Consider the following 12870-nt stretch of genomic DNA (forward strand, 5'->3'; position numbering starts at 1 on the left):
AAGGCCCAGGAACTCAAGGGCGAGGCCCAGCGCACCGTCGGCGAGGCCAAGGACGGTGTGGCCTCGGTCGTCGACAAGGTCACCGGCAAGCGGTGATCCCGTCCCCGAGGGAGGGCTCAGGCTCTCCCTCCGCCTCAACCTGTAGGAGACTTCCATGAATCGCGATCAGTTTCGCGGCGCGTCCCGGCATCTGAAGGGACGTGCCCAATCCGCCCTCGGCGGTGTCACCGGCGATCCGGCCCGTCAGGTGCGCGGCGCCGTCAACCAAGTGGCCGGCGGCGCGCAATATGCCTACGGCCGTGCCCGCGACCGTGCCGAGGATTTGGCCCAGGATGGCCGCTATCTCGTTGGCGAAGTCCGGGACCGCGCCGGTAACCTGATCGAGGACGGACGCGGCTTCGCCCGCCATGCAGCCAAGCGCGGCACGACCTATGGCCGCCAGGCGGTCCGCTATGCCGACGACAATCGCGCATCCGCCCTGCTCGGCCTCGCGGCCGTGGCCTTCGCGGTGGGCTGGCTCGCCCGTCCCAAGCGCTGATCCCCGTCATCCGGAGACCTTCGATGATCCGCAAACTCCTGACCTTGTTCGTGCTTCCCAGAATCGTCGCCTATGTCGGACGTCGCCTCAGCGGCCGGGCCGCAGCCCCACCGCGTCGGCCCCGCTGACGACCGCCCATCCGGCCCCGTCGCGGTGGATCCGTCCCTTGTCGACGGGGACGGCGCCCGCCATGCCGGCTCGCGGCGGGGGCATGATACGCCCTGTCGCCGCCGATAGGATCGGTGTCGGGCTTGGCGGGGAGCGGTCGTTCGATCCATGAAGTTCGCCGGCCTCCTCGTCCGCCGCGAGTTCGTCTTCCTTCTGCTCGCCGTGTTCCTCGGCCTCGGGGCCGCCACGGCTTACTGGATCTCGCGGGCGACCGTCCTGACGATCGCCGTAGCCCCGAAGGACGGGACCGAGCCGGCGCTGATCCAGGCCTATGCGGATGCTCTGGCCCGGCGGCACAAGGAGATCCGGCTCAAGGTCATCGCCTTCGACGATGTGCGGGACAGTGCCGCCGCGCTCCAGGAAGGCCGCGCCGATCTCGCCGTGGTCCGTCCCGACGTCGACCTGCCCGACAATGGACTGACCCTGGCGATCCTTCGCGACCAGGCGATGATCATCGCCTCTCCCGAGCCGTCGGGGCTGACGAGCTTTCCCGACCTCGATCGGAAGCGCCTCGCGATCCTCGCGCATCGCGATGCCGACCAGGCGCTGATCAAGGCGATGGTCGGCCATTACGGCCTCACCCTTCTCGACAAGGACCCGGAAGGGCCGCTGCCACCGCGCCACGTGGCCCTCGTGGAAATGTCCGAAGCCGACCTCCCCACGGCCCTGGCCAGGAAGCGGGTCGATGCCGTGGTCTCGGTCATTTCACCGACCGCACCCACGGCGCAACGCATCGTCGGCATTGTCCAAGCGGCCAGCAAGACGCGAAAGGTCGCCTTCGTCACGGTCGAGAACGCCGATGCCATCGTCGCGAGGATGCCGCGCCTGCAATCGGTCACCATGCCGGCCGAGACCTTCGGCGGCAGTCCCAAGGTCCCGGCCGAGGACGTTCACACGGTCGGGGCGTCCTACCGCCTGATGGCGCGGGCCAGCCTGTCCCGTCCCGTCGCGGCGGACGTGACCCAGCATCTGTTCGAATTGCGCAGCGGCATGGCCAACGTGACCGCCGCCGCCGATTACGTGCAGGCGCCGAGCTACGACAGCACGGCCGGCGCGACGAGCGCGCGGTTGCCGATCCACCCCGGCGCCGTCGATTTCTTCGAGCGCGAGCAGCAGGGCTTCATCGAGCGCTACGAGACCTGGATCTATCTCGTCGCCTTCCTCGGCGGCGGCATCGGGTCTGGCGTCGCCTGGATCGGCCAGCGTCTGTCGCGGCTGCGCCGGGAACGGATCGAGGAGGCCACCGACCGCCTCCTGCAGATTCGCCAGGAAGCGCAAAGCAGCGCCGATCCTCCGCGCCTGGAACACCTCGCCCGCGAGATCGACGACCTCGCCGGCGAGATCGCCAAGCATGCCCTGGAGCGGCCGACGGAGGCCAGGACCATGTCGGCCGCCGCCATCGCCATCGATGCCGCCCGGTCGACGGTCAAACGCACGATCGCGGCCGGGCAATACGCCACCGACGCTCCTGGCTTGGCGGGGCGCACGTCATCGTCGGAGTCCGGCGCGGCGGAGTGAGGATTGGCCGGCAATCCGCATCGATCGGTGGGGGCATGAGAAAGCGCCGGCGTGTTCCGACAGCACGATCCCCAAGGCATTGATTTCCAAGGCCACGATGCCCAAGGCAAGCAAGCCCCGCGCGCCGGATCATTGGCGCACGGGGCTCGCATTGAACTGACACTCGGCCTCGAATCCTGAGCAGGGTCGCGGCGGCAAGCCATCGCTTCACCTCGCTCAGGACTTTGACGTCACGCAGGTTTCAGGACGCGAAACCCGCTCAGAGCACGAAGTCGGTCGCATGCAGGGCTTCGATCGTGCCTCTCAGGACGAGCTGGAAATCCGCCTTGCCGTTTCCATCGACGTCACCCTCGATGATCGTCGAGCTTCCAGAGGCGACGGCGTGGAGCTCTCCCTTGTGCTTGGTGAACGCCCCCTCGATGAACGAGAAGGACTGGTCTGTCGGAGCTCCACTCACGGCTTGAATGCCGGACAGATCGATGTGATCGACGCCCACCTTGAAGTCGAGGATCACATCGCGGTTCGCGGCACCGTTGCCGCTATCGCTCACCGTCTTGAAGACGAACGTATCGCTTCCCGCTCCACCCGTCAGGGTGTCCTGACCCAGTCCACCGACGATCACGTCCTTGCCTGCTCCACCCACGATCGTATTGGCAAACTCGTTGCCCGTGAGCGTCAGAGCCTTGGAACCGAAAGCACGGAGAGCCTCGATCGAGACGCCCGACTCCAGCTCGTAACTGACGCTGGCGTAGACCGTGTCGGTACCGGTCGTCTCGATCACACGATCGTTCACGTTGTCGACGTAGTAGGTATCGTTGCCGGCGCCACCGGACAGCGTGTCCGCTCCTGTCTTGCCGTCGAGGATGTCCTTGCCCGCGGTTCCGACGATCGTGTTGGCGAAGTTGTTCCCGGTCAGCGTCAGGCCCGTCGACCCCAGGCCTTCGAGCGTCTCGATTTCCTGGCCTGCTTTCAGCGTGTAGCTGACGGACGCACGGACCGTATCGTTACCGGCTGAAGCCGCCTCGGTCACCAGATCGCCGGCATTGTCGACATAGTAGATGTCGTCGCCAAAGTTGCCGAACATCGCATCCACGCCGGCCTTGCCATCGATGATGTCGTTACCGGACGTTCCGACGATCCTGTTGTCGAACTCGTTCCCGTTCAGGATGAGACCGACGGTTCCGGAACCGCGGAGCACCTCGATGCCCTGGCCGTCCCCGAGGGTAAAGTTCACACTGGTCCGCACCGTATCGAGGTCACCGCCCGGTGCCTCGATGACCCGGTCACCGATATTGTCGACGATGTAGGTGTCGGCACCGCCCAATCCGGTGAAGGTTTCGGCTCCGGTGGTGCCGCGGAACGTCTCACTGCCATCCGTGCCGGTGTAACCATCGATTTTCAGTGTCCCGGCAGGATCGACCGTCAACTGGCTGGCGTCGAAGGGGTTCCTACTCAGGTCGGCGATGGAGGCTCCATTCAAGGACACGCCCGTGATTGCGAGGTCGCTGGAAATCTGGTCGACCAGCACCGTGTAGTCGAAGACGAGCTTCGTCGAGGTCGATTCCTCCGGGTTGTAGAGCGCGGTCGCGCCATTGCTCAGGGTGATCGCCAGCGCGCCGCCATTCGCGATGGCCACGGCTTCGGACATGGTGAAGGTGAAGGACACGGTCTGACCCGTGACCAGCGTTCCCGAACCATCCGTAATGCCGGGACCGGAGGCCGCTACGCTGAGCACCGTCGGTACCAGGGTGTCGACGGCGTAGTTCCCGGTGCTGGCCGTGGTTCCGGTGTTGCCGGCCACGTCCGTGTACGTGGTGGAGAGGGTGATGACGTTGGTGCTGTCCTCGGAGTTGGCGGCCGGGGTCAGCGTCGCGGTGTAGACGACCGACCCGTTCGGGCCGGCGGTGGGGCCGCTCAGTTCGCTCAGCTCGCCATTGCCGACGACAAAGTCTCCGCGACCTAAGCCCGTGACGGCCTCCGAGAAGGTGATCGTCACGGTCGCGGTCTCGCCGGCCACCAGGGACGTATCGCTCAGTGTGATCGTGGCGGTCGGAGCCGTCCGATCGACGGTGAAGGATGTCCCCAGTGTGCTCTGCTTGGTGTTTCCTGCGATATCGGTGCTGCTGGTGGTCAGCGTGTAGGTCCCGTTGGTGAGCGGTTGGAGACCCGTTTCCAGGAAGGACATGGTGAATTGGCCGCTCTCATTTGCGAGCGTCGTGCCGATGAGTTCGTCATTCAGGAACACGTCGACCGTCGCACCGGCCTCGGCGATACCGAAGAAGTCCGGCGTCGCGGTGCTGGTGATCCCGTCGCCAGGCACGCCCAGATCCGAGCCCGACGCCAGCCCGATGGTAGCCACCGTCGTCGCGCGATCGATCGTGACGTTGAAGCTCTCGGTGGTGACGTTGCCGCTCGCATCCTTCACCGAAGCCGAGAACGTATATTCCCGTCCCGCAGCACCGGGCGAAGCAAGGATGGGGCTGACGTTCGTGGTGAAGGTGCCGTCGATGACCGTACCGGTCAGGGTGGTGACGGTTTCGCCATCGTAGATCACGGCGACCTCTACGGTCGCATTCTCGGCAACACCGGTCACCGATCCGCTGACCGTGAGGGTATTGTCGCGCGTGATCTTGTCGGTGGCGCTTTGTCCATTGTCCGTCGAGATCGTGAGACCGCTGATGGTGGGTGCCACCGTATCGATGGTCAGGCTCAGCTCACCGCCTTGCACCCCCGCATTGCCGGCCAGATCGGTATAGGCGGCCCCGTTTCCACCGATCGACAGAACCGCCGTGCCGGTGATGCCCGGTTTCGCCGTGAGCTCACCCGTCCAGGTGATGTTGTCGTCGCTCGTCAGGACTCCCAGCGTTCCGGTGGAGGTGTCGTAGGCGACATCGCTGGCACTGAAGCCTTCGACGGCTTCCGAGAAGGTGAAGGTCACCGTCGAGGTATTGCCGGCGACGTTGAGGCTTTGGTCAGCCGCGGTGATCGAGACCACCGTCGGGTTGGCGGTATCCACCGTGACCGGAGCGGAGGGGGTGGAGGTGCCGGCATTGCCGGCGAGGTCCTTGAACGCCGTGAGGGTGACCGTGGCGGCGGTCGTGCTGCTGTTGCTGGCGGTGAACGTGGCGGTGGCGGAGAGCCCGTCGACGGCAATGACGATCGAGTCTGGATCGACGGTGCCGCCGGTGGCGCTCAGTTCGAGAGAGGTGGGATCGACGGCTTCCGAGAAGGTGAACGTCACCGTCGAGGTCAGGTTGCCGTCGTTGAAGCTGTCATCCGCGATCACGACCGTCGCCGTCGGGGTGCGGGTGTCGACCGGGACCGAATCGGGCGCGGGGGAGATGCCGGCATTGCCGGCGAGGTCCTTGAACGCCGTGAGGGTGACCGTGGCGTTGGCTGTGCTGTCGTCGGTGGCGGTGAAGATGGCGGTGGCGGAGAGCCCATCATCGGCGAAAACGATCGAGGTCGGATCGATGGTGCCGCCGGTGGCGGCCACGACGAGAGAGTCCTGATCGACGGCTTCCGAGAAGCTGAAGGTCACCGTCGAGGTCAGGTTGCCGTTGCTGAAGCTGTCATCCGCGATCACGACCGTCGCCGTCGGGTTGCGGGTGTCGACCGTGACCGGAGCGGACGGGGTCNACCGTCGAGGTCAGGTTGCCGTTGCTGAAGCTGTCATCCGCGATCACGACCGTCGCCGTCGGGTTGCGGGTGTCGACCGTGACCGGAGCGGACGGGGTCGAGGTACCGGAATTGCCTGCGAGATCCGTGAACGCCAGGAGAGTGACCGAAGCGTCGGCCGCGCTGTTGTCGGTGGCGGTGAATGTGGCCGTGGCGGAGAGCCCGTCCTCGGCGAGAACCAGCGAGCCCGGTTCGATGATGCCGCCGCTGGCTCTCACGTCCAGGGAGTCAGGATCGACGGCCTCCGAGAAAGTGAAGGTCACCGTCGACGTCGGGATACCGTCGCTGAGGCTGGTCTCGGAGAACGCGATCTGAACCGTCGGCTTGACGGTATCGACCGGGACCGGATCGGACGCGGCGGGGGTGCCGGCATTGCCGGCGAGGTCCTTGAACGCCGTGAGGGTGACCGTGGCGTCGGTCGTGCTGCTGTTGCTGGCGATGAACGTGGCGGTTGCGGAGAGCCCGTCGACGGCAATGACGATCGAGTCTGGATCGACGGTGCCGCCGGTGGTGCTCAGTTCGAGAGAGGTGGGATCGACGGCTTCCGTGAAGGTGAAGGTGACCGTCGAGGTTGGGTTGCCGTCGCTGAAGCTGGCATCCTCGATCACGACCGTTGCCGTCGGGTTGACGGTATCGACCGTGACCGGAGCGGACGCCGTGGACGTACCGGCATTGCCGACGAGGTCCTTGAACGCCGTGAGGGTGACCGTGGCGGCGGTCGTGCTGTCATCGTCGGCGGTGAACGTGGCCGTGGCGGAGAGCCCGTCCTCGGCGACGACGAGCGAGCCCGGTTCGATGATGCCGCCGGTGGCGCTCAGTTCGAGAGAAGTCGGATCGACGGCTTCCGAGAAGCTGAAGGTCACCGTCGAGGTCAGGTTGCCGTTGCTGAAGCTGTCATCCGCGATCACGACCGTCGCCGTCGGGTTGCGGNGGATCGACGGCTTCCGAGAAGCTGAAGGTCACCGTCGAGGTCAGGTTGCCGTTGCTGAAGCTGTCATCCGCGATCACGACCGTCGCCGTCGGGTTGCGGGTGTCGACCGTGACCGGAGCGGACGGGGTGGAGGTACCGGAATTGCCTGCGAGGTCCTTGAACGCCGCGATGGTGACCGCGGCGTCGATCGTGCTGTCATCGTTGGCGGCGAACGTGGCGGTGGCGGAGAGCCCGTCTTCGGCGACGACGAGCGAGCCCGGCACGATGCCGCCGCCGGAGGCGCTCGGGAAGAGATAGTTGGGATCGACGGCTTCCGAGAAGGTGAAGGTCACCGTCGAGGTCAGGTTGCCGTCGCTGAAGCTGTCATCCGCGATCACGACCGTCGCCGTCGGCGAGGTCGTATCGACCGTGAACGTCTTGACCGTCGTGTTCAGCTTCGTGTTGCCGGCGAGGTCGGTGGCGATCGCCGAGAGGGTGTAGCTGCCGTTCGTCAGGGGGGTGCCGTTCAGGTCCGAGTCCGCGAAGGCCAGGGTGTAGGCACCGTTCTGGTCGGCGACGGCGGTGCCGATCTCGGATCCGTCCAGGAAGATCTGGACCGTGGCGCCGGCCTCGGCCGTTCCGGTGAAGTCGGGGGTGGTGTCGTTGGTGAGCCGATCGGTGGCGCTGGCTCCGGTATCGGAGGCCGCCGCGAGGCCAAAGGTCGGAAGGGCCGTGCTGTTGTCCACCCGTACCGGGTTGAGATCGCTGATGGTGGTGTTGCCGGCACTGTCCGCCGCGGTGGCGCGGAAGATGTAGCTGCCGTCCGGCAATGAGGCGGTGGGCGCGGTCGTGAATACGCCGCCGGTGACGGTGGCGACCAGCGTCACGGCGGTCCCGTTCACGAGCACGGGGTTGCCGGCCAGATCGAGCACGGCGACGGTCACGGTGGAGCCTGCCTCGACCGTGCCGCTGACCGACAGGGTTCGATCACGGGTGATGTGGTCCGAATCGCTCGCGCCGGTATCCTGCGAGATCGTCAGCAGCGCGACCGTCGGGTTGACGGTGTCGACCGTTGCGTTGTCTGACATGGAGGGGGCGTTGGCGTTGCCCGCGACATCGGTGAAGGCTCCGGCGGACACGTAGATCGAGACCGGCTCGGTGGAATTCTGATCGGCCGTGACGAAGCCGGTATAGGTCAGGCCGTCGAGGCTGGCGGTCAGATCACCGAGAGTACCGCCGTTGACCGTGACCGCGGTCTTGTCGAAGCCGGCCGAGATCTCGCTCAGGGTGATGGTCACGGCCGAGGTCGGATTGGTGGCGCTGAAGGCCGTCGAGGCCAGGTCGACGGTCACCGTCGGTGCCACCGTGTCGATGTTCAGGGTCTTCGAACCGCCGGTCGAGCCCACGTTGGAGGCAAGATCGGCATACTCCCCGATGACGGACAGGTTGGCCGAGCCGACGAAGCCATCCTGCGCCGTGAAGGTTCCCGTCCAGGTCGTGCCACCGTTGCTGCTAATCAAGGTGCCCAAGGTGCCGGCAGGAAGTCCGGAGACCTCGGGAATGAAGACGTCGCTCGCGGTGAAGCCGGTCACCGCTTCGGAGAAGGTGAAGGTCACGACCTCGGTTGTGTCGTTCAGGTTGAGATCGGCGTCGACCGCCACGATGGAGGTCACCGTCGGTGCCTGGGTGTCGACCGTTGCGGTATCGGGAACGGAGCCGAGGTTGGCGTTGCCCGCCGCATCGGTGAAGCGTCCTAGGCCCACGGAGACCGAGACCGGCGTGGTGGAGTTCGGATTGGCCGTGACGGTACCGGTATAGGTCATGCCGCCGTCGCTGGCGGTCAGATCGCCGATGCTCCCGCCGGTGATCGTGACATCGGACTTATCGAAGTCGGTCGCCGCCTCTGTCAGGGTGAAGGTCACCTGCGAGGTCGGGTTGGTGTTGCTGAAGGCCGTCGATGCCAGGTTGACGGTCACCATCGGCGCCTGCGTGTCGATGGTCAGGGTCTCCAAGCCGCCAGCCGCGCCCGGGTTGGATGCAGCGTCGAGATAGGCACCGCTGACGGCCAGCGTGGCCGAGCCGGTCTGGCCCGCGCTCGCCGTGAAGGTGCCCGTCCAGGTGAGGCCACCGTTGGTGGTCTCCAAGTCGCCCAGCAATCCGGGACCGGTGACGAGGACATCGTCCTTGGCGAAGCCGGTCACCGCCTCGGAGAAGGTGAAGGTCACCAGCGTGGAGTTGGAGGCCGAGTTGAGCTCGGTGTCGGCCGCCACGATGGAGACAACCGTCGGCGCCACCGTGTCGACCGTGGCCGTGTCGGAGTTGGAGACGGTGTTGGAATTACCCGCCGTATCGCCGAAGGCTCCGGCGGCCACGGAGATCGAGAGCTGCGTGGTGGAATCTTCGTAGGCCGAGACAGTGCCGGTATAGGTCCCGTCGCCGTTGTTGATCAGCTCGCCGATGCTACCGCCGACGACCGTGACGTCGGAGGCATCGAAGTCGGAGCCAGGGAAGTCGGTCGAGGCCTCGCTCAGGGTGAAGGTCACCTCAGAGCTCCGGTTGGCGATGTTGAACGAATCCGCCGCCAGGGCGACGGTCACCGTCGGCGCCACCGTGTCGACCGTCGCCGTGTCGACGAGGGAGGCGGCGTTGCCGTTGGCCGCCGCGTCGTTGAAGCGGTCGGCGGCCACCGAGACCGAGAGTTCCCCGGTGAAGCTCTCATCGGCCGTGACGGTGCCGGTGTAGGTCAGGCCGTCGGCGCTGGCGGTCAGATCGCCGATGCTACCGCCGGTGACCGTGACGTCGGTTCGATTGAAATTGATCGAGGCCTCACTCAGGGTGAAGGTTACCGTCACGTCCGGAACGTTGACGTTGAGCGTGGCCGCCAAGATATTGATTTCCACCGTCGGCGCCACCGTGTCGACCGTCGCCGTATCGAGGTTGGAGGGTGTGTTGGCGTTGCCCGCCGCATCGGTGAAGGCTCCGGCGTCCACGAGGATCGTGACTGGCGCGGTGGAGTCCTCCTCGGCCGTGAATGTGCCGGTATAGGTCAGGCCGTCGACGCTGGCGGTCAGATCGCCGATGCTCCCGCCGGTGACCGTGACGTCGCTCTTGTCGAAGTTGTCCGAGGCCTCGCTCAGGATGAAGGTCACCTCAGAGGTCGGGCTGAGGATATTGAACGTGTCCGCCGGCATATTGACGCTCACCGTCGGCGCCACCGTGTCGACCGTCGCCGTGTCGGGGGTGGAGGCGGTATTGGCGTTGCCAGAGTAATCGACGAAGGCTCCGGCGGCCACGGAGATCGAGACCGGCGCGGTGGAGTTCGGATTGGCCGTGAATGTGCCGGTATAGATCAGGCCATTGGCGGTCAGATCGCTGATGGTACCGCCGGTGACCGTGACGTCGGCCTTATCGAAGTTTGGCGAGGGCTCGCTCAGGGTGAAGGTCACCTCCGAGGTCCCGTTGCCGATGTTAAACGCATCGCGGTCCAGGTCGATGAGCACCGTCGGCGCCCTCGTGTCGATGGACAGGGTTTGCGTATAGCCTTCCGAGCCCGGATTGGAGGCAAGATCGGCATAATACCCGGTGACGGACAGCGTGGTTGAGCCGGCGAATCCCTCCGCCGCCGTGAAGGTTCCCGTCCAGGTCTTGCCGCCGTTGCTGCCCGTCAAGGTGCCGATCTCGCCGGCACCGTCGGCGATGGAGACATCGCTCGCGTCGAAGTCTTTCACCTCCTCGGAGAAGGTGAAGGTCACCTCCGTGGTGTTGGAGGTCACGTTGAGGTCGGAGGCCACCACCTCGATGAGGGACACCGTCGGGTCGACGGTGTCGACGGTGGCGGTGTCGCTGGCGCTGATGGTGGCGGCGTTGGCGTTGCCCGCCGCATCGGTGAAGCGTCCGGCGGCCACGGAGACCGAGACCGGCGTGGTGGAGTTCGCATTGGCCGTGACGGTGCCGATATAGGTCAGGCCGTCGTCGCTGGCGGTCAGACCGTCGATGGTACCGCCGGTGACTACGATGAAGGACGCATCGAAGTCGGGCGAGGCCTCGCTGAGGGTGACGGTCACCTGCGAGGTCGGGTTGGTGTTGCTGAAGGCCGACGAGTCGAGCTCGACGATCACCGTCGGCGCCGTCTGGTCGATGGTCAGCGGCGACTCGAGTTCGCCGCCGGCTTCACCCACGTCATCATTCTCATTAAAATAATCGTTTGTGACGGACATCGTGACCTGACCGTCGAAACCCGGACTGGCAGTGAAGAGCCCCTTCCAGACCGTGCCACTGCCGTTGCTCGTCAAGTCGCCCATCGTGCCGGCACCCTCGGAGATGACGACGTCGTCCGAGTCGAAGCCGGTCACCGCCTCGTCGAAGGTGAAGGTCACCTCCGTGGTGTTGGCGGTCGCGTTGAGAACGGATTCAGCCGCAACGATCGAGACAACGGAGGCCATGGCGATTCACTCCAGAAAATTTTGGTCGACGACGGATCCCGAGCAATCGATCTCGGAATAGTCAGCTGAAAAACGCGAAAATTTGAAGTATCATCGAGTCCGCGAGCAAGGATTGCCCTTGCCGGACCAAATCGAAGACCCCAGCCGCATCGCATGAGCGGGAATTGCGACTGCTGGATATATCAACGGATCCAGGTCCACATCACTCGTATGAGTGAGGGAGGGCTGTTTTATTGATTTTGATTTCTCCCTCATATGAGGGATGGTGACGAACCGGGAGGCTATGCTAAGGCCATGTCGAGCGACGTCGGCAAAAGACCGCATAGCAATCGAAGCTACTGACTCGTCGCTTATCTGGGTCGACTTTTAGTAGTCTTGTCTGCTTGGAGTGTGTCTCTTCCTGGCGACGTAGGATCGGATGACTTTGCGCGCATCGGCAAATTCGGGGCAAAGATGGTTCCGATTTTCATTGCGCGCGTCGGAGATCAAAACTCCGCCGGCGTTTCCAGAATGAGCGGATCGCCTTTGCCCTGTTGACACTGTGACGCCTGTCCGCCGGTCTTGCCTTGGTCGGGCGGCTTCCGGTTCGACCGTGAGAGGCGGGGCGTGCACCTTGCCAAGCAGGTCCGGCGGACGACCGCCGCCGCGCAGTCGCGCGGGCAGACTTCGGTGAGTCGGGCTCATCGAGGTCTGGGATCAGACGACACGTCATGGTGCATCGGGGGAGACACCCTTGTGTTCCCCGACGTGTTTGACGTCAGGTTTCGATGGCGCAACCTTGTCGCGGCAAATACCGGAATTGAACGGCCTATCGCCTTGCGAACCCGATATCGACCGCCACCGCCTCGAGCCGTTCGGGTTCGCGCTCCTTGCGCTCGGAATACCTGTCGACGAGGTAGCCGGCCCGCTCACGGGTCAGGAGGGTGAACTTGAACAGTTCCTCGCAGACGTCGACCACCCGGTCGTAGAGGGGGCCGGGCTTCATCCGGCCGGCCTCATCGAACTCCTTGTAGGCCATGGGCACCGAGGACTGGTTCGGGATGGTGATCATCCGCATCCAGCGCCCGAGGATGCGCAGGGCGTTGACGGCGTTGAACGATTGCGAGCCGCCCGAGACCTGCATCACGGCCAGGGTCCGGCCCTGCGTCGGGCGCACCGACCCTTCCGACAGGGGCAGCCAGTCGATCTGGCTCTTGATGACGCCGGTCATGTTGCCGTGTCGTTCGGGGCTGACCCAGACGTGTCCCTCCGACCAGATCGAGAGGGCGCGCAGTTCACGGACCTTGGGGTGGTCAGGGGAGGCGTCGTCGGGCAACGGCAGGCCGCGCGCATCGTAGATCCGCACCTCGCCGCCCATGGCCTGAAGCAGGCGCGCGGCCTCGTAGGCGAGGAAGCGGCTGAACGAACGCTCCCGGAGCGATCCGTACAGGATCAGGAACCGCGGAGCGTGGGTGAACGGCGTCGTCACCTGGAGGCCGGTGCGCGTCGGTGTGTTTCGGCGTGCAACTTTGACCCCGTGAGGCGGGGGATCGGCGTCCAATTCTGACCCCCTAACCTCGTTCTCGCAGACTGCTCTCCGGTACGGCCGGAAGGGTGGTGTAGGGGGATGAAGGGCG

The 12870-nt window shown here is 65.3% G+C and carries 5 protein-coding genes and 3 pseudogenes; 3 read left to right on the plus strand and 5 right to left on the minus strand.

Features of this window, described 5'->3' with window-relative positions:
- A pseudogene (locus tag ASF34_RS23500) lies at window positions 1-96 on the plus strand (CsbD family protein); the annotation flags it as partial.
- Window positions 97-154: 58 nt separating this feature from the next.
- Window positions 155-538, plus strand: coding sequence for a CsbD family protein (locus ASF34_RS15370; protein WP_056162144.1), 384 nt, complete (start codon window positions 155-157; stop codon window positions 536-538).
- Window positions 539-625: 87 nt separating this feature from the next.
- Here the strand turns inward: ASF34_RS15370 and ASF34_RS23655 are convergent, their stop codons facing one another.
- Window positions 626-751 carry a hypothetical protein gene (locus ASF34_RS23655; protein ID WP_274533762.1) on the minus strand — a complete coding sequence of 42 codons (126 nt, stop codon included), beginning with the start codon at window positions 749-751 and terminating at the stop codon, window positions 626-628.
- Window positions 752-814: 63 nt separating this feature from the next.
- On the opposite strand from ASF34_RS23655, the gene ASF34_RS15375 reads away from it, so the two are divergent.
- Window positions 815-2224 carry a TAXI family TRAP transporter solute-binding subunit gene (locus ASF34_RS15375; protein ID WP_056162147.1) on the plus strand — a complete coding sequence of 470 codons (1410 nt, stop codon included), beginning with the start codon at window positions 815-817 and terminating at the stop codon, window positions 2222-2224.
- Window positions 2225-2483: 259 nt separating this feature from the next.
- On the opposite strand, the gene ASF34_RS15380 is transcribed toward ASF34_RS15375, so the two are convergent.
- The 4 genes and pseudogenes from ASF34_RS15380 to arsH all read right to left on the minus strand — a co-directional run bounded on the left by ASF34_RS15380 (window position 2484) and on the right by arsH (window position 12794).
- Window positions 2484-5810 carry a beta strand repeat-containing protein gene (locus ASF34_RS15380; RefSeq protein ID WP_056162150.1) on the minus strand — a complete coding sequence of 1109 codons (3327 nt, stop codon included), beginning with the start codon at window positions 5808-5810 and terminating at the stop codon, window positions 2484-2486.
- Window positions 5811-5863: 53 nt separating this feature from the next.
- Window positions 5864-6832 (minus strand): annotated as a pseudogene (locus tag ASF34_RS23780) (Ig-like domain-containing protein); the annotation flags it as partial.
- Window position 6833: 1 nt separating this feature from the next.
- Window positions 6834-11254, minus strand: a pseudogene (locus ASF34_RS23785) (beta strand repeat-containing protein); the annotation flags it as partial.
- A gap of 808 nt (window positions 11255-12062) precedes the next feature.
- The gene (gene arsH / locus ASF34_RS15395; RefSeq protein WP_056162159.1) at window positions 12063-12794 is read right to left on the minus strand and encodes an arsenical resistance protein ArsH; all 732 of its coding nucleotides are present in this window, start codon (window positions 12792-12794) and stop codon (window positions 12063-12065) included.
- Window positions 12795-12870 lie beyond the last annotated feature (76 nt).

This window comes from Methylobacterium sp. Leaf106, assembly GCF_001422895.1.
In the GTDB taxonomy this organism is placed as follows: Bacteria; Pseudomonadota; Alphaproteobacteria; order Rhizobiales; family Beijerinckiaceae; genus Methylobacterium; species Methylobacterium bullatum.